Origin of the sequence: Acetobacterium sp. K1/6, assembly GCF_034438075.1 — a bacterium.
Lineage (GTDB): Bacteria > Bacillota > Clostridia > Eubacteriales > Eubacteriaceae > Acetobacterium > Acetobacterium carbinolicum.
Genome location: NZ_JAXQGA010000030.1, coordinates 1 through 21,204 on the forward strand (window position 1 = coordinate 1; position 21,204 = coordinate 21,204).

Here is a 21,204-nt window from a genome sequence, read left to right on the forward strand (position 1 = left end):
CACTAGTCAGTCCTTTTTATTTTTATTTTACCTCATTTCCTTGCAATTTGGGACTGCACTTTTATGATAATACTCCAGAATAAATCGTTTCGGTTATTTTCCCAGAATGCCGATGGCCTTTTTTAGGACATCCAGTGCGTCCTGGGTATCCCGCAATTCACGTTTTAACCGTGCGATTTCTTTACTTTCATCCGATGCATAATTGCCAGAACCACGACTTTCGATATTACCGGCATCCTGAAGTTGTCTGCTCCATTTTCCCAGGGTGCTGCAACCAATACCGAGATTTTCGGCGCAACCACGCAGACCGAGTTCCTTGTGTTCTTCATAGTACCGGACTGCATCCAGTTTGAATTGTTTATCATGTTGTTTTGCCATAATGAGATCCTCCTTCAGTACGATTTTTTCATCGTACCACATTTTTATTAATTTTGGATTTTCTCATTTCGATTTGTACTATTTTTATTCTAGCACCAGGGCGAACCCAATGAGAATATGAGAAATGAAATAGTCCTAGTGTCACGTAACAAACGGAAATCTATATAAAGGAGTGTGAAAAAATGAACTTGCTTCAATTGAAGTACTTTCTTACCGTTGCAAGATGTGAACACATGACACGTGCAGCAGAGGAACTTCATATTGCCCAACCATCTTTAAGTAAGGTTATTTCAAAGTTGGAAGAAGAATTGGGGGTTCTATTATTTGAACGCGTTGGGAGACAGATTAAACTTAATCATTTTGGAAAAGCATTTCTTAATAGAGTAGAAAGGGTATTTCTGGAACTTGATAATGGGAAACGTGAGTTGTCAGATATGTCAATAAATGAAAGCTCAAACATTTCAATTGCGGCAAATAATATCGGTCCATTTTTCAAACTTCTGGAAGGATATTCAAAACGTTATCCCAATATGATTTTTCGGCAAACAATCGGTTCAATTTCAAAAATGAAGCAGCAACTTCAAAACGGGGAAGTTGATTTTTGTATCTCTTCACCACCTATTAAAGGTGCTTCCATAGAATGTATACCATTGGTAATTGAAGAGATATTTTTAATTATTCCAAGTGGGCATAAGTTTGCAAAATATCGCGAGATAAACTTGATAGAAGCAGCGAATGAGCCATTCATAAGTTTAAAGGAGGGGTTTGGCATACGAGAATTAACAGAAAAACTCTGTCACCAGGCCGGATTTACCCCGAATATTATGTTTGAGACGGATATTTCTGCAAATCTGATCGAACTGGTAAATTCCAATATGGGAGTAGCATTGCTTCCGAAACTTAAGTGGAATGATGTTCAACAAGATATGTCAGTCTATATTCATATAAAAGAGCCGGTATGTAGACGGGAGATTGCGTTGTCTTTTGTCAAGGAACGCTATTTAACGAAGGCTTCAATGCAGTTTAAAGAGTACTTGATTGATTTTTTCAAAAAAGATTAGCAGTATAATGATTTTATTGCATCAAAATAGGACTATTAACAAAACTCTCGATGAAAATTTCGAGAGTTTTTTTTATAAAACAAATATCAGGTAAAAAGAACCAATTGATAGCCTACAGGCTATTGATTCATGTTAAAACACGTATTGGTTATTATAAAAAATCGATAGTATAATCGTAAATAATTAGATGGCTTGATTTACCTAGTAAAACGATATCATAAAAGTTATGGGATAGGAGGAAAAATATCGGGGATCGTAAACCTTTATACAGCTTACGGAATTGTTAATTAAGTGTTAGACATTACCTTAATCAATCTAAATTTATTATACGAGGAGAGTTATGATGATAAAGAAAGAAGTCTGGGACAGCATTGATAAAAACAGCCAGATGTTGAAAAAAATGGCGCGAGATATTTGGGAAAATCCTGAGGTTTCGCTGGAAGAAGAATTTGCTTCAAAGTTGCAGGCCAAGGTATTGGAAGATTCGGGACTAAAGGTAACGCTCGGCTTAAAAGACTTGCCCACGGCACTTATCGCTGAATATGGGAAGGGAAAACCGATTATCGGCATTCTAGGTGAATATGATGCACTTGAAAGTTTATCGCAGGATTCTGTGCCAGAGAGAAAGGTAAGAGTACAAGGTGGACATGGACATGGTTGCGGTCACAACCTGTTGGGCACGGGTGGTGTTGGTGCTGCCATTGCCATCAAAGAGGCAATAGAACGAGGGGAACTACAGGGTACGATTCGCTATTATGGATGCCCCGCGGAGGAGGAGCTGATTGGAAAGCTGTTTATGCTAAGGGATGGATATTTTGACAATTGTGATGCACTGCTTTACTGGCATCCATCTTCAAACAACACTCCATGGAGAGTACCGTGTCTTGCGGCTACTTCTGTGGTGTTCAGCTTCAAAGGGCTAACCGCCCATGCACCGCAGGCACATATTGGTCGTAGTGCACTCGATGCGGTTGAATTGATGAACGTAGGGGCAAATTATCTGCGCGAGCATCTTCCGAAAGAAGTCATGATGCATTACTCAATTTTAGGCAATGGAATCGCTCCAAACACTGTACCGGACAGATGTCAGTCATGGTATATGATGCGGGCTCCCAAACGGGTACAGTTAGATGAGGCGTTCCCACGTCTTGTCGATGTGGCAAAGGGTGCGGCGATGATGACAGGGACTACGTTGGAAAAGGTAGAGGTTCTTGGTGGAGGGAATGAAGTAATCGTAAATCAGACGCTTGCCGATTTGTTTGTAAAGAACATGAACGAGTTGGGCGGTCCGTCCTTTACGGAAGATGATTACGCCTTTGCTAAAAAACTTAATGATCAATTTACGCCTGAGCAAAAACTCAGGGGTGCACAGGCGTTCCAGATTCCGCCCGAGTATTATGACAAAGACTTGTTGGACAAAGTCGTACCCAAAACAAACAATGAGGTATTTCCGATCTCGGGAGATGCAGATCCGAGCTGGTTATTTCCGTTTGGAGCTGTTTACTGCGCAACATGGCCGATCGGCGTGTTTACACATACATGGCAGGCGACGGCATGCACAGGTTCTGATCTTGGTTTTCACGGCATGTTGTTTGCCGCGAAAACGCTGGCGGGAGCGTGTTGTGAATTGATGAGCGACGGTGATTTAATGGAAAAGGTCAAAGACGAATTTAGAGAAACATCAAAAAACCTGAATTATAAAGTGAACATTGGCGCTGACGCGGTGCCAAAGAAAGTAAAACTGACCTAAAGTAAAACTATACATATTTCTATGTCTTGATGGCACAGTAATTAAATCTCACCTGTCAAGACATAGAATGATAACCGAGGAAACTTAATCAAAAGACTAAAATTGAAAGGTTACTAAAAATGGTTGATAAATCGAATTGTATTGAAAATTCTGTTGAAAATCAAGGCCGGTATGGAATACTAACTTTGTTGTTTTTAGGATGGTGTGTGGGAAATCTGAATCGTTTTTCAATTAACTGTGCGATTGTGGAAATTAGCAAAGACTTTGTTTTAAATGCTTCAACACAAGGATTTATAATGAGTAGCTTCTTTCTTGGATATGCACTTATGCAAGTGCCAGGGGGCTGGCTTGCAGATAAGTATGGTCCCAAAAAAGTTTTGATTAGTAGCATCCTTATCTGGTCTGTTTTTGCAGCACTTTCGGGTTTGGCATGGTCCGCGTTATCACTAATAATATTTCGGTTTTTACTCGGTCTTAGTTTAGGAGCATTCTATCCTACTGCTTTGAAAACGATATCACAAGTTTTTCCTCGAAATGAACAAGGAAAGGCGATTTCAATACTATTAGTTTCAGGGGTTATAATTGCCATTATCAGTTCCATACTCTTTGCATGGATTATCGGCAAAATGGGGTGGAGTGCATTGTTTTATATAATTGCGGTAATTGGCGCTATTATGGCAGTTCTTTATTTGCTGATATTAAAATTACCAGTAACTACTCAAGATAAAGTCGCGATACAAACTATAGACAAGCCCCAAAAATTGGCATTTAAGCAAGTTATTAGAGTTCCTTTTGTATGGAGTATGTGCCTGGCTGGATTTTGTGTTAGTCTGATAACATGGGGAATAAACACATGGATACCGACTTATCTTGTTCAAGCTCGTCATATTAGCCTGATGGAAGCTGGAAAGTGGCAGATGATGCCGGCAATCCTTGGTTTATTTGCTATGCTGGCAAGTGGAATTATAACAGATAAATTGAAGATGGATACGGTAAGGCGATCAACATTGATAATGTCTGTCTTAACCGCGGTCTCCGTCTATATCATGTACAGGACGCCATCGTTAATGTTGTTCTTCGTTTTTGAAGGAATAACAATCGCTTGTGTAACCGCAATATTTGTTATTATTAATAGTATGATTATGAAGCAGTTCCCTCCTGAGGTGACAGGTTCTGTAGTTGGACTCGTTAATTTTGGGTCTCAAGCTGGTAGCTTCACAGCACCATTTATCATAGGAATTATAGTAGATGCAAGTAAAGGATCTTTTGACACAACTTTTCTATTTTTGACAGCAGTAGCAGTTTTATCTATTGTTGCATTTTTAACAACATACTTAAAAAACAGCCTATCAACGACTTAATAAGAAACGCCAACAGGAAATGTCTGAAATTAAAACGTTTCTTTATGAAAATCCAGGAAGACATCTTATGAATAACAAGGTCAAGAAGATTAGAAATAGCAATTAAATAAGTAAAAATCGGGAAATAGTAGCTCAAACTATTTCCCGCTTTTTATCTTGGTCTGCAGGTTGTTTAATGCGGAAATGAAAAAATCCGGATGTTCATAGTGGATGTCATGGCCTGATTTGATGGTAAGGGTTTCGCAATCAGGGAGCAAAGCCTGAACCTTGTTTGCATCTTCATCCGTGTTGGCGGCGTACAAGACTCCGTCCTTACCGTAATTCGTTTTGGCTTTCAGATAAATCGTCGGGCACGAAATCGCTTTTAGTAACGCTTCCTGATCGACTGCGTTCATCCATGAACCGTCATAAAAATGCTCGCCAAAGGCCAGATCATAGCGATCAATGGTATTCATCAGGCGTAGCCAGGAATAGGGGATCCAGTAGATTCTTGGCCCCTGATCGGGATGTTCTGCTCGGAATGTTTCAACGGCTGCGACCACCTTTTCTTTTAGACCACCGAAAAGGGAAACCATGTAGCCATTTTTAAAATAGTAGACAACAAAATCTGTTTCATCTGTCTGGTTTTTAAAACTGTGAATGGTCATGAAGGTATCCTTCCAGGCAAAGCAGCCAGCTCCTTGCTGCATTTCTGCTGGGGTCACGGCAAAGAGCGGGGGATCTTCAAGCAGAACACCACTGACCAGATTGGGTGCGTTGGCCCCGAGCCAGGCAGCCAGGATACCGCCGGAAGAATGACCGGAGACAAGACATTTCTTGCCGATACGATGTTCCATAAACCAGATCAGTGCTTGACCATTCGCCGCACAGGAATAAAGCGTTGGATCATGACTGGATTGACCGTGGCCAAAGCAATCCACCGCAAAGACATGAAAATTTTTTGACAATTCAGGTAGAACGGCGGCATAATCTTCCCAGGAAACGCCCTGACCGTGAATTAAAAGGAGTGCGGGGCCATTATCTGGCCCCTCGCCATAGCTAAGTGTGGAACCATTATCCAAAATGGCTGTTTTTGGGGTAAAACCAGCTGCCGTGGTTTGTTTGAGATAATGATCATCAAGCGGATGTAAATTGCGGTAAAAAAAATAACTAAGGATAGCAGCGATGCCGATTACCACAAAACCGAGTACAAGCAGGACAATTTGCATTTTTTTAATCCTCATTTTCATATTCTTTATCATTAGCGGTTGGAGGCGCATAGCCCAAGCCTTGTTTAATAAATTCAAACTGACTGATGAATCGATTGGCATCAATCAGGGCCAGTCCACCTTGATTCTCATCACCCAGAATCATCAGGCTGTCTCCGGAGTTGATCTGGAAGATTTCCCGGGCTTTTTTAGGAATGACAATTTGTCCGCGCTCACCAACTATGACTGTGCCAAAGACGTGCTTGCCTTTTGGCGGCAGGGGTACTCCAGCTGTTTCGGTACCGTTTACGAGGGTATCAAGGGAAATGTTATAAAGCTCTGCCAGAGCAATGCATTTATTCATATCCGGTAAGCTTTCGCCGTTTTCCCATTTAGCAACGGACTGTCGGGAAACAGTGATCTTTTCAGCCACATCTTCCTGCGTGTACCGATGGGCTTTTCGCAGAGTCTGCAAATTCAGACTAATCATATTTTTCATGTTTTCACCACCTGTGCCTATTTTATCAGCTTTTAGAAACAATATCCATCAATTGATGTTAACATAATGGTACAAAAAATGTCAGCATTGGTTGCGGGAAGGGAATTATAAGGTCTTGCTTTTCCAGTTTTATTTTTCAAACTACTCTTTTTGCACCATCTAATCCAAACAAATAAGAAGTGAAGCCCATCTTACAACAATAATAACCTGACCCATCTTTGGTAAGTAAAGAAAACCATGCCTAGATAAACGAAACATCAATGAGCCATGTAACAACTTACTTTACTCTGATTTTAAAATAATATATCCTAAAGGAGGGTATAATAAGCATATAAACCAGCTGTTATTTGCGTAAAAAATTCAGCTTTTGATTAGGGAGATGATATCAATGGAACACAAAAAATTTTTAGAAGAAACAAAACTACTAAATTATTCTCATCAAAAGATCCAGGAGTTAATAAAAATTAAGAAGTGGGAGAATTTAGATGAGGAGCAACAGATAAAAGCAATTTATAATTATGTTAGAGATGAAATAAGGTTTGGCTATAATGTGGATGACAACATTCCAGCATCAAAAGTCCTGTCAGATGGATATGGACAGTGCAACACCAAAGGAACGCTTTTTATGGCACTGTTAAGAGCAGTTGGGATTCCGTGTCGAATTCATGGGTTTACGATTGATAAAAAGTTGCAAAAAGGTGCGATGACGGGAATCGTCTACAAGAATGCACCAAAAAACGTATTTCATAGCTGGGTTGAAGTGTTATATGAAAATGATTGGTATGAGTTGGAGGGATTTATACTTGATAAAAAATATCTGGAAAAATTGCAGAACATTCATAGTGAATGTTCTGGGTCGTTTTGTGGATATGGGGTGGCAGTAAAAGACTTTAAACATCCAATGATTGATTGGAACAAGAACAACACCTATATCCAAAGTGAAGGAATAACTCAGGATTTTGGCGTTTACGATAATCCTGATGATTTACTTAAGGAACATCGTCAGGAAATGTCTGAAATAAAAAAAATTCTTTATAAAAATCTAGGAAGACATCTTATGAATGACAATGTCAGAAAGATTAGAAATAGCAATTAAACAAGTGCAAATTTCTTTATAATTTAGATCAATCAATTCTATCGGTGAGGCAAGATAGCAAGAATAGTCAAAACAAATCGCGCAAAAACTGATAAAATATCAAAGGCAAAATAAGGAGGATGATATGGACAATAACAGTATCGCAAAAATTTCAGCAGTAATCCAATTTATCGAAACGCATTTAACGGAAAAGATGGATTTGAATCGTGTCGCAACGGCTGTTCATTACTCAAAATATCATCTGCATAGAGTATTTGCTAGTATGGTGGGTTTAACGATCCATGATTATGTTCAGCGCCGGCGGCTGACGGAAGCAGCATGGTTATTGGTTTTTTCGGCTAAACCAATTATTGATATTGCCGCAGTGGGCGGATATGAAAGCCAGCAGGCCTTTACAAACATTTTTACCGCAATGTATAAGCAATCGCCTAATAAATATCGGGAAAACGAAAAATTCTATCCCTTGCAATTAAGATTCAGAGTAGAAGGTAATTACGGAATGCTCCACAGCAAAGAGCTACCTCAATGGCATATAACCCTTGCAACCGAAGACGATATCGCTTGCTGGATGGATTTAGTTAGGCTTATTATAGATGGCTTCCCTCATTTAGATGAGGAGGAATATGCCGTGGAATTAAAACTGCGGATCAGAAATAAGCAGGCGCTGATCTTAAAAGATGGCGCTATTGCGGTGGGAGTCATGCTGTTCTCTTCGGAGACCGGCAACATTGACTTTATGGGCACACATCCGTTTTATCGGAATAAAGGAATCCCTAAAGCATTTCTTGATAAGGTGATGGGAGAGTTAATTAGTAGAAATGAAATTAGTATAACGACCTACAGAGTGGGAGATAAAGCCGATACCGGACACCGTAGCGCGATTAAAAGCTTGGGTTTTGCGGAAGCGGAGCTGCTTATTGAGTTTAATTATCCGACACAACGCTTTATTTTGTCAAAGGAGGTTACAGATGACAAATGAAAAACAAAACGTTAAACACAAAGCAAGATCGTCCGACTTTATTGACCCGATTCCATTTCCTGATGAAATTGCCCATCTTAAGCTCATCAACGATAAACTTGACGCTGCTTTGCATCAAGCAAATGCAAACGTTGACCGTGTCGACAAAGAGTATATGGATGCGAAACGCTACATGGCGGACTATCGTGGCGAGATTGACCCCCACGAAATGTTTCAGAATGAATTGGCACTAAAACAAATTGACAGAACCGGGGCTTTTTCGGTCGGAATATGGGAGAAGCTAGCCAAGCTGAAAGAATCCCCCTATTTTGCCCGAATCGATTTTCAGACAAATGAAAGCCAAATTGCAACAAAGCATTATATTGGTCGTTTCGCATTTAGCCATGAGAATGAACTTTTAATCATTGATTGGCGGGCACCCTTTGCCAGTATGTTCTATGATTGCGAGGTTGGTTCGGCAGGATATGATGCCCCAATGGGCAGAATTGAGGGAAAGCTGACGCGCAAGCGCCAGTTCAAAGTAAAAAACGGGGTCTTAGAATATGCACTGGAAAGCTCGGTTAACATTCACGACGATGTTTTACAGCGGGAGCTTTCCCACACTTCGGATGAAAAAATGAAATCCATTATTGCTACCATTCAAAAAGAGCAGAATAAAATCATCCGCAATGAAAAAGCCGGAACAATCATCATTCAAGGGGTGGCCGGTTCCGGTAAAACCGCCATTGCCCTGCATCGAATTGCCTTTTTACTCTATCGTTTTAAGGATAAACTGGCGGCAAGAAATGTAAAAATTCTATCACCCAACAAGGTCTTTAGCGATTATATCTCCACCGTTTTACCAGAGCTGGGCGAGGAACCGATCAGAGAACAGCGTTTTGCCGAAATTGCCAAAGATCATTTAGAAGGCATCATTGCCTTTGAAGCAGATAAGGACCCGTTGGAAACAGAAGATTCAAAATGGGCAGCGCGGGTGAGGTTTAAATCAACACTGGATTTTGTAAAGCAGATGGATGGATATTTACATGAACTTCCCGCCATGATTTTTGAGTTTGTCGATTATCCCTGCGGGCGCTTTGTAGCATCGGCGGATTGGATACAGAGGCGTTTTTATGGTTATCAAAATTATCCTATCAAGAAACGGCTGCGTCTGATAGCTGAAGATATCCATGACCGTTTTGATGCCGACAACTTCAGGGGTGAGGAAATACCCCGACCGGGAGCGATTCTAAAAGGCTTGATGGCGATGCTGAAAGTCAAAAACAGCCTGGCATTATACCGGGGCTTTTACCAGTGGCTGGAGTTGTCGGAGATGCTTGTGTTGCCGGCCAGGAAAACCCTGGAATGGGCAGATGTATACCCGTTTATGTATCTCCACGCGGCATTTGAGGGCTTGTCGGAAAGCAAAGTCATCAAGCATTTGGTCATTGACGAAATGCAGGATTATACGCCCATACAATACGCCGTTATCAACCGCCTCTTTCCCTGTCAAAAAACAATTTTAGGCGATTATGGACAGTTGATCAACCCCAACCATCGGCATACCATAGCGGATATACAGCAGCTTTTCAGCGATGCGCGGTTGGTGGAGTTGACAAAGAGCTACCGTTCAACCTACGAAATCATCTCTTTCGCCAAGGGAATTCAGCCGGTGGATCGATTAGAGCCGGTAGAACGGCATGGGGATGCACCGGCAATGATACCATGCAGCGATAAAGAGGATGAGATTGCCAAAGTCAAAGTAACGCTTGATGCCTTTCTTCAAAGCGGAAATGCATCGCTTGGAATCATCTTGAAAACAAACAGCTCGGCGTTGGTCTTTTATAAGTTGCTTGCAGAAGATTATCAAATCCAGCTAATTTCGCCTGATAGCACCAGCTTTACCAATGGCATCTCGGTCACCTCCATCCAGATGTCGAAAGGCCTGGAGTTCGACGAGGTTATTATTCCTAATGCAAACAGTGATACATATAAGTGCGACGACGACCAAAGCCTGCTTTATATCGCTGCGACACGAGCGATGCACCGACTGACGCTGCTGTATCGGGGAGAACCATCCCGATTTCTCCCACGGCCGTAAGAAAACAGGCAGAAAAAAAACTTGCAACTGAAACTGGAAAATGATAGTTTAAAGTGAGTGGCACTGATAGAATAACAAAGAAAAATGATCAGATCGCAGATCGATAACAGTAAATGAACGAAATGCAAATGCATTAAAGGGATGGGAATGGTATGATGAAGGTATTGATTGTCGAAGATGACAAGGTGTTGAATCACACCTTGGCCTATAATCTTATTTCAGCGGGTTATCAGGTGATTTCGACCTATAATTTTAGAGAAGCGGACAGCGCGCTGGTGCAAAGCCAAGTTAATCTGATTGTTTTGGACGTGAATCTGCCCGATGGCAATGGTTTTGATTTATGTAAAAAATGGCGTGATCAAATCGATACGCCAATTATTTTTTTAACCGCCAATGATCTCGAAAGTGATATCTTAAAGGGGTTTGAACTGGGTGCCGAAGATTACATCACCAAGCCGTTTCTGATCAGCGTCATGCTAAAAAAGATCGCCGTGATTATCAAAAGAAGTAGTGGTCGTGTTGAGAAGCATATTTATAACGACGGCAAGCTGATCATTGATTTCTCAGAGCGAAAAGCCAGTCTTGGCGGTAATGCCATCGAGCTTAGCAGCAACGAATACAAGCTGCTTAAGATTCTCATTGAAAACAGCCAGATGGTGCTGACAAGACAGTTGCTGCTGGAAAAATTGTGGGATTGCAACGAGAACTTTGTCGATGAAAATGCCCTGACCATGATGATCAGCCGGATCAGATCAAAGATTGACACCAGGGACAAAAAACATCTCAAAACCATCTATGGGATGGGTTATCAATGGATTGGGGGGCCCGATGAGAAATAAGCTTTGGGGGGCCGTGATCATCTTACTTAGCGTTGCCTATTGTGGCTTTGTTTTTTTGTTTTTCCATTCGCCCTTAGTAACCGCAGTTTCTATTCTACTCTGTCTGTTTTTTATTTTGGGCGGTTATTTTGAGAAACGCAGAAATGAAAAAAAAATCAACGCGATCACGGATGACATCAGCGAAAATCTGGAGTTGCTGTTTAATAATGATTATCAAAACGTCAATGCCCTGGATTTATTGGATGAAACACTGATTTCAAAGATTAACCAGAAAATTGTCCGCATCGCCGACGTATTAAAAATAGTGACAGAAAAATCAACCACTGAAAAAAAGGTGCTGGAGGGTTTTATTTCGGATATATCGCATCAGGTAAAAACGCCAATGACCAATTTAAAACTGCTGCACGAAACCATCCAGGACCGCGATCTGCCGGAGCAGACCAGAAATGAACTGCTCAAATTAATGGGAACTCAGCTTGAAAAGCTGGAATTTTTACTATCCTTCATGGTAAAAGCGTCACGCTTGGAAGCGGGCCTGATTCAACTAAAAAAGCAACCAGGCAATTTATTCGATACGCTGGCGGAAGCCTTGTCGGACATCACCGTTCCGGCTGAAAAAAAGCAGATCCAGATCACCGTTAATTGTCCCGAGGAATACTGCTTAAACCATGATTTAAAATGGACGGCAGAAGCCTTGTTTAATGTGCTGGAGAATGCGGTGAAGTATGCACCGAATCACAGTTTTATCACCGTTGAGGTAAGAAGATGTGAAATGTATACCCGAATCACTATCACCGATCAGGGCAAAGGAATTCCAGAAGTGAATTACGGGAAGATCTTTCAGCGCTTTTACCGGGAAGAAGCAAATCAGGAGATTGAGGGAATCGGGATCGGCCTTTATCTGGCCCGTGAAATCATAGAAAAGCAGAACGGCTACATCATGGTGCGCTCTGTTGTCGGTGAGGGCTCAACCTTTTCGGTGTTTTTGCCCAATGCCTTTTAAAATTGTCAAAGTAGCGTTAATTCTAACCGGTTTGTTAGAATTAATGCTCTTTTTTAGTTGATTTTGTATTGATTTCATGAGAACTGTTATATTTTGGTTAGTTTGTCTTGCTATACTAGCGCAAACAGGAGGAATCAATTCGATGAAAATACTGGAAACGAAAAATTTGAAAAAATATTATGGGAAAGAAGACAATCGCGTCAAAGCGCTTGACGGCATCGAACTCGCAGTTGAGAAAGGCGAGTTTTTAGCGATTGTCGGGACATCGGGCAGCGGAAAATCGACACTGCTCCATATGCTGGGCGGACTGGACGTTCCTACCGCCGGAAATGTAACGATCGGCGGAAAAGAAATTTCGCAGATGACCGATGAGCAACTGACTATTTTTAGGCGGCGGCAAATTGGCTTTGTGTTTCAAAACTACAATCTGGTCTCGATGCTGAATGTCTACGAGAATATTGTCCTGCCGCTGGAACTCGATGGCAACAAGCCGGACCGCAACTATATCCGTGCAATTATTGAGCTGCTGCACTTGCAGACGATGACGCAGCGCTTCCCCAATAATCTCTCCGGGGGACAGCAACAGCGGGTTGCTCTGGCCAGGGCGCTGGCATCAAAACCGGCAATTGTGCTGGCGGATGAACCGACGGGAAATTTAGACAGCAAAACCAGCCAGGAAGTGCTGGGTCTTTTAAAAATGAGTATTAAAAAATTCGGGCAGACGCTGGTGATGATCACCCATAACAATGAAATCGCTCAACTTGCGGACCGCATCATTCGCATTGAGGATGGAAAGATCGTAAATCGATGAAGACGGCAAAAAAAAATCAGAAACAATAATCAGGCCATTATTCGTCATCTTGCCCTGCGCAGTATTAAAACCAGTAAAACGAGAAATCTCTTTATCCTTATAACCATTGCCCTGTCTGTTAGTTTGCTGGGGGTGATGGCGCTGTTCACCTCGGCTCAGGGTGTTGAACAAAAAAGACAGGTAGCTTTGATGCAGCATGTCACCTATATGAATGTGAATGCGGCCCAGATTGCCGCGCTGGAGAGCGAAGAACAGATTGAATTCATGACCCTGGATAAATTGGGTCAGGGCTTTGAATTAAATGGAGAAATGATCCGGCCAGTTTATTATGAGGAAATAACAGCGCCGATTAAAACAACTGCGGTTATTGAAGGCAGCTATCCCCATCAATTCAATGAAATTGCGGTTAACCAGTCCTTGATGAAGGTACTGGGCGTGCCGGCCACGATCGGGGAGACGGTTTCTCTGACCTTTCTGGATGGGGAAACCGAAACCTTTATTGTTAGCGGTTTTTTAGAAGAAGCGGAGGTTACCAAGGTCTATCCGCTAATCTTTTCCCGGGAATATGCCGAAAATGGACCACAACTAAAGGATGTCGCCTATCATGCCCTTTGTCGAATTCAGGGGGCCGAGGAGATGTCTGAGCAGGCGTTTTTGGATACCATTCGTAGCATTGGTGCAGAGGCCGGAATTGAACGAAAAAATATTAACGAAAACAACAATTTTTCCAGTTCACTGACGATGTCGGCCATGAATATTGGAGTGGTTGTCGGCGTTGGCATCGGCATCCTGCTGGTCAGTGTATTGGTTATTTACAGCGTCTTCTATCTTTCGGTGGTCGGCAGAATTCGTCAGTTTGGGCAACTGCGAACACTGGGAGCAACCAAAAAACAGATTAAATCCTTAATCACACGGGAAGGGATTCTGCTGTGTCTGATCGGGTCGATGGCAGGCTTTCTGATTGCCTGGCCGATCGCCTATTCGATTAAGCCAGGCGGCTGGGACTGGGAACGCACGCTGATTGTCAGTTTGATTATCCTGCTGGCCGATTTGATAACCGTGCTGATCTCGATTCGAAAACCGGCAAAACTGGCAGCGTCTGTTACGTCGATTGAGGCATCGCTTTTTTCACAGTACCGCCAGAGTCGAAAAAAAGAGTCTAAAAGCATCAAACGGAAAATGACACCGTTACATCTGGCAATGATGAGTGCCCAAAGGAATCGCAAAAAAACGCTCTTGACGATGATTTCCCTGGGTGTTGGCGGGGTTATCTTTCTTACCGGGGCGACATTTATTGGCTCTATGACAGCGGAGGATTATTCCCGACAGGGCTTTTATCAATGGGGTGAATACATCATCGCCTATGACTATAATGCCTCCCAAACGATGGAGAACGGCAATGTCGGGATTCAGCTGAACAACCCCCTAAGTCCTGAATTTATTGAGAGCATCAAAAAAATTGATGGCGTTAAAGCGGTGCAAAGTTATCATAAAGCCCAAGTCAACTACGATTACAGGGATCAAACCAACAATCAGGACAGCCTGGCCCCATTTACCCGGGAAGATCAGGAAAATGTTAGAAATGTCTTAGAAGAAGGCGCCTTTGACTATGATGAAATGATTGCCAATGACGAACTGCTGATTGTCAATAATAGCGTGGCAAAGGAAATATTTGGCTGGAAATTTGAAATGGGCGATACCGTCACACTCCATTATTTCAATGGCACTGAGGAAGTGGAGAAAGATTTTACAGTTGTCGGCGCGGTCGATACCTACAGTGAAGTGACTTATAATGCCGGCTGGTTTCTCCTTCCCCGGGAAAAGCTCGACCTCTTATTTCCTGGAGTTGACACCACTGAAACGCTGGTGGTCTCGGTTGATGATTTTGAATTGAGCGGGGCTGAGATTGAGCCGCAGATACAAAATCTGGTCAACGCAAATCCGCTCCTGGCAATGGATACGCTTAGAGAAGAGCTGATTGCCGATAAGATATCGTTCACCCTGATCAACCGGGTGATTCTGGGGCTGTCAATTTTTATTATCGCCTTTAGTCTGATTAATTTGATTAATACCCTGATGACCAATATCATCTCGCGGCGGCAGGAGTTTTCGATGCTGCAGTCAATCGGAATGACGAGTGGCCAATTGATGAAGATGATCCAGGGCGAGGGATTAATTCTGGCGTTGGGGAATATGGTCATTACCTTGACACTTGGCACCGGGTTGGGATACCTGCTGGTCCATCTGATGCGGGAACTTGGTGTAACCTATATGCACTATCGCTTTCCGATTTGGTATTTTCTAGCATACCTTCTGGTCACATTGCTGGTGCCGGTTCTGGTTTCGGGTGTTTCAGTACGCTCTTTTCAAAACAATTCCCTGGTCGAACGATTGCGGGCAATGGAATAAAAAACTAAAAAAGAATAATAACGGGGCCAGGGCATGTTTTAAAGCCCTGGCCCCGTTAGTTTGCTTATTACAATATCAGCCAGCATTGCTGGATACTCTTCGGTAAGGGGTAAAATCAGATTAATGTTTTTTTGCTACGGTGCAGATTGTTTCGCTATCGGGAAGTAATGGCGCTCCCGCGACATCGCCATAAAAGTTGTCAACTAAAAAGCCCGCCGCAGCCAATTCTTTTATTATTTCTGTCGTCGTAAAGGTATGCTCCCAGATGTTATAACAATCAACGGTTTCTTCGGTGATCACAATCGTTTGGTTAAGGACGGTTGCCCATTTATCATAACGGTAAAAAGAGTCCAGACAAAGATGAGGGCCTTCCTTCCAAAAGCCGCTCGGGCAATATTTCCACGTGTTTGATTCGGGTTTTCCGGCATGAAATTTCGGCGTGAATACATCAAAGATAAAGTGGCCATTAGGCTTTAAGGCGGCATGAATTTTTGTTAAGAGTAGATGCCGGTCATGTGGGGAAAGCACCCCAAAATCGCAATATATAAGGGTGATCAGGTCAAATTCATTTTCAAAAGTCATCTTAAGATAATCCTTAATTTGGTAGCTAATGCTGGCATTTTTCTTTGCGGCACAACTTTTCGCATAAGCAATCGAACGCTTAGAAAAGTCAATCCCCGTAACGCAATAAGACTTCTGATAAAATTTATTGGCATAGATACCCGGTCCGCACCCGATATCAAGAAGCTTGGGATACTGTTTGGGTGGTGCAATTGATGCGATCCAGTTTACCGAAGCATCAACAAAGGTATTGTTTCTGGTGGCAGCATCGCCATCAGGATTGAGATGTGCTTCAAGTAAACAAATAGAAATGTGGTCATCTTTCCAGAAATTGGCAGTGCCGTTTTGGTAAATTTCCGGCTTGTGAAGATATGAGAATATTTTTTGATACATTTGGTTTCCTCCAGGAAAAATTTTTGTGATAACATGAAAAAAGACTGTGGATATCCACAGTCTTTAAAAATCAAAGTCTTTTAATCGTGGAATAGATATAAACCATAAACTGCATGCAGAAAAAGCCGTTGTCAAACGACTAAAAATTTCTGTTAAGTTACGATTTCATCAATCTTTTCCACGTCTTACTGATAGTGCCGTTGCAATATCAAGTGCGCCGGATCGCTTCACTTCCTTTTTTCATGTTATCACATAATAATTATAGCATAGTGGCAGAGTGTGTCAATAAATTATTGGGTGGTATTGCAGAGGTAGCGGTATATAAGAATTTGCCCAATAAAAAAGTGTCTTCAACACTCTCACCCCCTGCCCCTCACTCACGAGGGGCCATTCCATGCATTAACTTTCGTATAGGGTAGCGATATCATGGATTCTACGCTTCATTTCTGTGCGGATATGCAACGGCTCTAAACACTCGCATTTATCCCCAAAACTGAAAAGAATATTGTAGTGATATTCGTTCTCGATGAAAGGAAAACGAACAATGAAATACTCATCACCGTCTGGCGAAAAGTGTTCATAAGTGCAATAATCAAGGACCCGGTCCACGATCGATTTATGAATACGAATTTTGATTTTTATTTGCATCGTTGCCAAAATATCAGTAAAATCTAGCTGCGGTTTTTGATAGTCTCGTGGCGTAAAAGATTCCGCTTGTATCTGTAGGTTTGATGTCCGGGATAGTTTAAATAAGCGAAAATGATTTCTTTTATGGCAATACCCTTGTAAGTACCAATGACTACTTTTTAATACCAGCTGATACGGCTCGGTTGTTCGTGCGGTTTTATTTCCGTAGCGGTCGGCATATTCAAACGAAAGTAGCTTGCTTTCCTGTAAGGCTGTTTTGATCATTTCTAAATAGGGTTGGATGTTCCGGTTGCCCATCCACGGACTTAAATCGACAACGATTTGATTTGCTTTTAATTCAATGTCTTTGGCTCTGTCGGCGGGGATAAAACTCTTGACTTTCGCAAGGGCGTTTACCAGTTCATCTCCTCGGATCATGTTGGAAAGACTGGAAAGCCCCATCAAGATAGCGGAAAGGTCGGCAGTCGAAAAAACTTTTTTATCAATCTTGTATTGCTGCATGATTTCAAAGCCGCCGCCCACTCCCGATGTAGAGTGAACAGGAATACCCGCCATGTTGATCGTGTCAATGTCGCGGTAGATTGTGCGGGGTGAAACTTCAAACAGATCGGCTAACTCCTGTGCGCCGATACGCTTTTTATCAAGGAGTATCATAATAATGCTAACAAGCCTGTCAACTTTCATCGGTCAGCCACCTTCCTAAATTTATTATTATCATTATAGATTGTTGCCATACTGCTGTCAACAATTGCAAGGTATAATAAAAAAGCAAACAAATTAATCGACCGATAAGGAGGAAACACGATGAAGAAAGACTTGGCAATAATCGATATTCAAAATTACATTACAAAGAATGACATGGATGTTATTAGCCCAATCAATAAAGCGATTGATTGGCCCGACAAATTGACTACAAAACAGAAGCGGGCGTAGGGACAATAATTCGGGTTGTGATCAGTTCGGGAGTTACGATATAATAAGATCTGGTCGGGTAATTGAGATACAATTATCTTTTGTACCATTGGAGGGATTTAGGATGGTTAGTAGTGTTGAACAGTTTCCACACATTGTGACAGAGAAAATAATGTTGCGAAAAATCGAAGAATCGGATCTTGAAAAATTATTTGAGATCTATAGCAATAAAAATATATTTAAGTACATTCCCGGAGATGTTATAAAAAACAAAACCACTGTTTTAAATATGATCGGTCATTTTGAACGGGATTTTAAAAAAGGTAAGACGTTGTTTTTAGGAATTTTTTTGACCGAAGCACCAGAAGAACTAGTTGGTGTCGCCGAAATTTTTGATTTTGATAACAAGGTTAACATGGTAACAATAGGCTATCGAATTAATGAAAACTATTGGCATAGGGGATTTGCAACCGAAACCGTTGGAGCGATGGTTGATTATCTGTTTAGAATGATGGGGATGAATCGAATACAGGCCTTTGTAATGCCTGAGAACAAACATTCACATCGCGTATTGCTGAAAAACAAGTTTGATTGTGAAGGCGTAATGCGACAAGCACAGTACTGGAAAGGCCGGGGGGTGGTTGATGTGGCAGTTTACTCACTTCTCTGTTCAGACATGAATGCCAATGAGTTTAACCTCGATTGTTAGAAATAAAAGCTGTTTTGCAATGCTCGGCTATTTAAAAAATTTGAGGAGGAAAAGAAAATGATGAGAACAGTATATCTTTATGTTTGCGATACCATGGCAGATTGGGAAATTGGATATTTAACGGCGGAACTTAATACCGGCAGATATTTTAAAAAGGGGCTGGCCCCTTGTAAAATTGTGACCGTGGGGATTGATGTGACACCCGTTACGACGATGGGCGGTTTGAAAATATTACCGGATATCAGCGTGGCAGAGTGCGATTTAAAAAGTGCAGATGCCCTGATTTTACCCGGTGGCGATACATGGTTAGAGGAAGTCCACGAACCAATCATCAAGAAAGCCGCGCAGGGTATTAAAGAAAATAAGATTGTAGCCGCCATCTGTGGTGCGACAATGGGACTAGCCAAGAATGGCATCCTGGATGCCAGACGCCATACAAGCAATGATTTGGAGTATCTTAAAATGGTCTGCCCGGATTATAAAGGTGAAGCATTTTATAAAAATGACCCGGCGGTTACGGATGGAAACTTAATCACGGCTACCGGGGTAGCACCACTGGAATTTACGGTGGAAGTCCTAAAAGCATTGGAAGTTTTTTCGCCAGAAACATTGGAGGCATGGTATCAGCTATATAAAACCCATAAACCGGAGTATTTTTTTGCGTTGATGAACTCGATACAATAGCGAAGAGTGCTTTAGAAAAAAAGATCGAAGGTTATCTTCAGTTAAATAAAATGGAATAGAAAAGGTGGGAAAGCAATGAAATGCTGTATTGTAATTACCGGAATAGATCTGAAAGATAATTAAACTTAGGTAATTGCGAAACTAATTATAAAAACTGACGTAAATAAGCTATTCCAAATCAATTTTGGATAAATATAAGCTGATTTGGTGAGGAGCTGTATAAATATACTATACAAGAAATGACTTATCCAAGGGATTTATTGAGTTTTGCAAACACCTAAATAATTAAACTATTTAGGAGGATTTGAAATGTCTATTCCGGAAGAAAAAACATACCCTCGGACTGGTGATACCCAGACCATTTATCTGAATACTGTTATTAACAATCCCAATATTAAGATTGGCGACTATACCATCTATAACGATTTTGTAAATGATCCCATCGATTTTGAAAAAAATAATGTGTTATATCATTATCCCATCAATCAGGATCAATTGATTATTGGTAAATTCTGTTCCATTGCCTGCGGTGCAAAGTTCATTTTTACCAGTGCTAATCATACCATGAAGTCGTTGTCGACTTACCCATTTCCGTTATTTTGGGAAGAATATGGCCTTGAGCAGAAAGATGTTACCAAGGCCTGGGATAAAAAGGGTGATATTGTGATTGGAAATGATGTCTGGATTGGCTATGAAGCCGTTATTATGTCGGGTGTTCAGATTGGCAATGGAGCAATCATCGGAACCAGAGCTGTTGTCACGAAAGATGTGGAGCCCTACACAATTGTCGGCGGTGTGCCTGCAAAGCCGATTAAGAAGCGATTTGACGATGAAACAATTGAAAAATTGCAGTCACTTTGTTGGTGGGATTGGAATAAAGATCAACTGCTTGAAAAATTAAATGATATTATGTGTGGGAATATCGGTCAATTATAAAAATGTGATTTTGCAATAAAAAATAAATGGCGGGACGTTGAGATAAAAAATCTTGGCGTCTCGTTTTTTATTGTTTGATTGAGGGTTTTGTAGAAATACGTGGAACAAAGATGTATAATGGAAATAGATCTTGTTAATTTGGAGTGGCGCTATTAACTCTGAAATTGTATGTATCAATTAGAAGATGTCGTTACTAAAATGGAAATTCCTTTGATAAGGGTACTTTGGCTTTCTTATAGAACAAATTGAAGTGTTATTTCAATGAAATAGAAACATTGGAAAACATATAAGAAAAATTTTAATGAAGGTGAAATTGAAAAAGCAGTGTTGGCAAGATTTGTCAGCATTGTTACTGACGATAAAGATTTGAAATTGATTTTTATGATTTGAAGGTATCGAAACATAAAAAATTAACTCAAAAATATTTTATTTAACGGAAAGGAGTAAGTCGATGATTGATAATTTAGATGGATTATTGAAAGCAATTGTTGATAATTCGAAATTTCAGCGTTCTGTAGGAGATATAAAATCACAAAAATGCGATCACACAATGTCAGGCAGTTTTGATGAAAGCTTGTTTTGTCCTAAATGTAGTGCTCAACGCCAACAATCGGTTAGGCGTTTTAGTGGTGATCAAATTTTTAAGATAATAAAACCCTCTGAAGAAATTACATTCCAAAACTTACCAATAATACACATAGCAACATGTTTACAATGTCAAGCAAAAACAATTTTGATACTATATCAAGGGCCAGAAGTGGCTAGAACTTACAGTATTACACGATACTTATGGGGGATGTGTTACGCCAAATTCGCCCCAAGAAGTTAAATCCTCAACTTTGCATAAAAGTTACACTAAATACTTTTTGAAACTCAAAACCGTTGCCTCAGACATCTAAAAATGTCAT

20 protein-coding genes are annotated in these 21,204 nt (G+C 41.1%); 15 read left to right on the forward strand and 5 right to left on the reverse strand.

The genetic code is table 11. From position 1 onward, the window contains the following. Positions 1 to 93: 93 nt before the first annotated feature. Complete coding sequence (locus U2P91_RS16620) at positions 94 to 378, reverse strand: transposase (RefSeq protein ID WP_242988497.1); 285 nt, start codon at positions 376 to 378, stop codon at positions 94 to 96. A 182-nt stretch (positions 379 to 560) separates the two neighbouring features. Between U2P91_RS16620 and U2P91_RS16625 the strand changes: the two genes are divergently transcribed. From U2P91_RS16625 to U2P91_RS16635, 3 genes are all read left to right on the forward strand, one after another. Continuing rightward, complete coding sequence (locus U2P91_RS16625; protein ID WP_111888609.1) at positions 561 to 1,439, forward strand: LysR family transcriptional regulator; 879 nt, start codon at positions 561 to 563, stop codon at positions 1,437 to 1,439. Positions 1,440 to 1,782: 343 nt separating this feature from the next. Further along, the gene (locus U2P91_RS16630) at positions 1,783 to 3,189 is read left to right on the forward strand and encodes an amidohydrolase (RefSeq protein WP_322520055.1); all 1,407 of its coding nucleotides are present in this window, start codon (positions 1,783 to 1,785) and stop codon (positions 3,187 to 3,189) included. Positions 3,190 to 3,308: 119 nt separating this feature from the next. Beyond that, the gene (locus U2P91_RS16635) at positions 3,309 to 4,550 is read left to right on the forward strand and encodes an MFS transporter (protein WP_111888611.1); all 1,242 of its coding nucleotides are present in this window, start codon (positions 3,309 to 3,311) and stop codon (positions 4,548 to 4,550) included. 137 nt (positions 4,551 to 4,687) lie between these two features. On the opposite strand, the gene U2P91_RS16640 is transcribed toward U2P91_RS16635, so the two are convergent. Then, complete coding sequence (locus tag U2P91_RS16640; protein WP_111888612.1) at positions 4,688 to 5,758, reverse strand: alpha/beta fold hydrolase; 1,071 nt, start codon at positions 5,756 to 5,758, stop codon at positions 4,688 to 4,690. A 4-nt stretch (positions 5,759 to 5,762) separates the two neighbouring features. Continuing rightward, the gene (locus tag U2P91_RS16645; protein WP_111888613.1) at positions 5,763 to 6,236 is read right to left on the reverse strand and encodes a helix-turn-helix domain-containing protein; all 474 of its coding nucleotides are present in this window, start codon (positions 6,234 to 6,236) and stop codon (positions 5,763 to 5,765) included. Positions 6,237 to 6,624: 388 nt separating this feature from the next. On the opposite strand from U2P91_RS16645, the gene U2P91_RS16650 reads away from it, so the two are divergent. The 7 genes from U2P91_RS16650 (at position 6,625) to U2P91_RS16680 (ending at position 15,453) form a co-directional block, all read left to right on the forward strand. Next, a complete protein-coding gene (locus U2P91_RS16650; protein ID WP_111888614.1) occupies positions 6,625 to 7,332 on the forward strand; it encodes a transglutaminase-like domain-containing protein in 708 nt (235 codons plus the stop codon). Positions 7,333 to 7,456: 124 nt separating this feature from the next. Next, complete coding sequence (locus tag U2P91_RS16655) at positions 7,457 to 8,311, forward strand: helix-turn-helix domain-containing protein (RefSeq protein ID WP_111888615.1); 855 nt, start codon at positions 7,457 to 7,459, stop codon at positions 8,309 to 8,311. After that, on the forward strand, positions 8,301 to 10,391 hold the full coding sequence (locus U2P91_RS16660) for a HelD family protein (protein ID WP_111888616.1): 2,091 nt from the start codon (positions 8,301 to 8,303) through the stop codon (positions 10,389 to 10,391). The genes U2P91_RS16655 and U2P91_RS16660 overlap by 11 nt, the downstream gene beginning before the upstream one ends. A gap of 155 nt (positions 10,392 to 10,546) precedes the next feature. After that, positions 10,547 to 11,230: a response regulator transcription factor gene (locus U2P91_RS16665; protein WP_111889767.1), complete on the forward strand. Its 684-nt coding sequence runs from the start codon at positions 10,547 to 10,549 to the stop codon at positions 11,228 to 11,230. Then, positions 11,220 to 12,233 (forward strand): sensor histidine kinase, encoded by a 1,014-nt coding sequence (locus tag U2P91_RS16670; protein ID WP_242988499.1) that lies wholly within the window; start codon positions 11,220 to 11,222, stop codon positions 12,231 to 12,233. The genes U2P91_RS16665 and U2P91_RS16670 overlap by 11 nt, the downstream gene beginning before the upstream one ends. A gap of 142 nt (positions 12,234 to 12,375) precedes the next feature. Next, a complete protein-coding gene (locus U2P91_RS16675; protein WP_111888618.1) occupies positions 12,376 to 13,044 on the forward strand; it encodes an ABC transporter ATP-binding protein in 669 nt (222 codons plus the stop codon). 135 nt (positions 13,045 to 13,179) lie between these two features. Beyond that, a complete protein-coding gene (locus U2P91_RS16680) occupies positions 13,180 to 15,453 on the forward strand; it encodes an FtsX-like permease family protein (protein WP_242988500.1) in 2,274 nt (757 codons plus the stop codon). Between the two features lie 120 nt (positions 15,454 to 15,573). Here U2P91_RS16680 and U2P91_RS16685 read toward each other — a convergent pair whose 3' ends face one another. Beyond that, positions 15,574 to 16,407 carry a class I SAM-dependent methyltransferase gene (locus U2P91_RS16685; protein ID WP_111888620.1) on the reverse strand — a complete coding sequence of 278 codons (834 nt, stop codon included), beginning with the start codon at positions 16,405 to 16,407 and terminating at the stop codon, positions 15,574 to 15,576. A 399-nt stretch (positions 16,408 to 16,806) separates the two neighbouring features. Beyond that, positions 16,807 to 17,739: a helix-turn-helix transcriptional regulator gene (locus U2P91_RS16690; RefSeq protein WP_111888621.1), complete on the reverse strand. Its 933-nt coding sequence runs from the start codon at positions 17,737 to 17,739 to the stop codon at positions 16,807 to 16,809. 120 nt (positions 17,740 to 17,859) lie between these two features. On the opposite strand from U2P91_RS16690, the gene U2P91_RS16695 reads away from it, so the two are divergent. From U2P91_RS16695 to U2P91_RS16715, 5 genes are all read left to right on the forward strand, one after another. Next, the gene (locus U2P91_RS16695; protein ID WP_322520056.1) at positions 17,860 to 17,988 is read left to right on the forward strand and encodes a hypothetical protein; all 129 of its coding nucleotides are present in this window, start codon (positions 17,860 to 17,862) and stop codon (positions 17,986 to 17,988) included. Between the two features lie 103 nt (positions 17,989 to 18,091). Next, complete coding sequence (locus U2P91_RS16700) at positions 18,092 to 18,676, forward strand: GNAT family N-acetyltransferase (protein ID WP_111888622.1); 585 nt, start codon at positions 18,092 to 18,094, stop codon at positions 18,674 to 18,676. A gap of 57 nt (positions 18,677 to 18,733) precedes the next feature. Continuing rightward, positions 18,734 to 19,360 (forward strand): type 1 glutamine amidotransferase family protein, encoded by a 627-nt coding sequence (locus U2P91_RS16705; protein WP_111888623.1) that lies wholly within the window; start codon positions 18,734 to 18,736, stop codon positions 19,358 to 19,360. Positions 19,361 to 19,669: 309 nt separating this feature from the next. Then, a complete protein-coding gene (locus U2P91_RS16710) occupies positions 19,670 to 20,296 on the forward strand; it encodes a CatB-related O-acetyltransferase (protein ID WP_111888624.1) in 627 nt (208 codons plus the stop codon). Between the two features lie 451 nt (positions 20,297 to 20,747). Continuing rightward, positions 20,748 to 21,125 carry a hypothetical protein gene (locus U2P91_RS16715; protein ID WP_111888625.1) on the forward strand — a complete coding sequence of 126 codons (378 nt, stop codon included), beginning with the start codon at positions 20,748 to 20,750 and terminating at the stop codon, positions 21,123 to 21,125. Positions 21,126 to 21,204: the final 79 nt, after the last annotated feature.

Excerpts from the sequence above, each read along its gene's own strand:
- U2P91_RS16620 (WP_242988497.1), bottom strand. The coding sequence starts at position 378 with ATGGCAAAACAACATGATAAACAATTCAAACTGGATGCAGTCCGGTAC.
- U2P91_RS16625 (WP_111888609.1), top strand. The coding sequence starts at position 561 with ATGAACTTGCTTCAATTGAAGTACTTTCTTACCGTTGCAAGATGTGAA.
- U2P91_RS16630 (WP_322520055.1), top strand. The coding sequence starts at position 1,783 with ATGATAAAGAAAGAAGTCTGGGACAGCATTGATAAAAACAGCCAGATG.
- U2P91_RS16635 (WP_111888611.1), top strand. The coding sequence starts at position 3,309 with ATGGTTGATAAATCGAATTGTATTGAAAATTCTGTTGAAAATCAAGGC.
- U2P91_RS16640 (WP_111888612.1), bottom strand. The coding sequence starts at position 5,758 with ATGCAAATTGTCCTGCTTGTACTCGGTTTTGTGGTAATCGGCATCGCT.
- U2P91_RS16645 (WP_111888613.1), bottom strand. The coding sequence starts at position 6,236 with ATGAAAAATATGATTAGTCTGAATTTGCAGACTCTGCGAAAAGCCCAT.
- U2P91_RS16650 (WP_111888614.1), top strand. The coding sequence starts at position 6,625 with ATGGAACACAAAAAATTTTTAGAAGAAACAAAACTACTAAATTATTCT.
- U2P91_RS16655 (WP_111888615.1), top strand. The coding sequence starts at position 7,457 with ATGGACAATAACAGTATCGCAAAAATTTCAGCAGTAATCCAATTTATC.
- U2P91_RS16660 (WP_111888616.1), top strand. The coding sequence starts at position 8,301 with ATGACAAATGAAAAACAAAACGTTAAACACAAAGCAAGATCGTCCGAC.
- U2P91_RS16665 (WP_111889767.1), top strand. The coding sequence starts at position 10,547 with ATGAAGGTATTGATTGTCGAAGATGACAAGGTGTTGAATCACACCTTG.
- U2P91_RS16670 (WP_242988499.1), top strand. The coding sequence starts at position 11,220 with ATGAGAAATAAGCTTTGGGGGGCCGTGATCATCTTACTTAGCGTTGCC.
- U2P91_RS16675 (WP_111888618.1), top strand. The coding sequence starts at position 12,376 with ATGAAAATACTGGAAACGAAAAATTTGAAAAAATATTATGGGAAAGAA.
- U2P91_RS16680 (WP_242988500.1), top strand. The coding sequence starts at position 13,180 with ATGGCGCTGTTCACCTCGGCTCAGGGTGTTGAACAAAAAAGACAGGTA.
- U2P91_RS16685 (WP_111888620.1), bottom strand. The coding sequence starts at position 16,407 with ATGTATCAAAAAATATTCTCATATCTTCACAAGCCGGAAATTTACCAA.
- U2P91_RS16690 (WP_111888621.1), bottom strand. The coding sequence starts at position 17,739 with ATGAAAGTTGACAGGCTTGTTAGCATTATTATGATACTCCTTGATAAA.
- U2P91_RS16695 (WP_322520056.1), top strand. The coding sequence starts at position 17,860 with ATGAAGAAAGACTTGGCAATAATCGATATTCAAAATTACATTACAAAG.
- U2P91_RS16700 (WP_111888622.1), top strand. The coding sequence starts at position 18,092 with ATGGTTAGTAGTGTTGAACAGTTTCCACACATTGTGACAGAGAAAATA.
- U2P91_RS16705 (WP_111888623.1), top strand. The coding sequence starts at position 18,734 with ATGATGAGAACAGTATATCTTTATGTTTGCGATACCATGGCAGATTGG.
- U2P91_RS16710 (WP_111888624.1), top strand. The coding sequence starts at position 19,670 with ATGTCTATTCCGGAAGAAAAAACATACCCTCGGACTGGTGATACCCAG.
- U2P91_RS16715 (WP_111888625.1), top strand. The coding sequence starts at position 20,748 with ATGATTGATAATTTAGATGGATTATTGAAAGCAATTGTTGATAATTCG.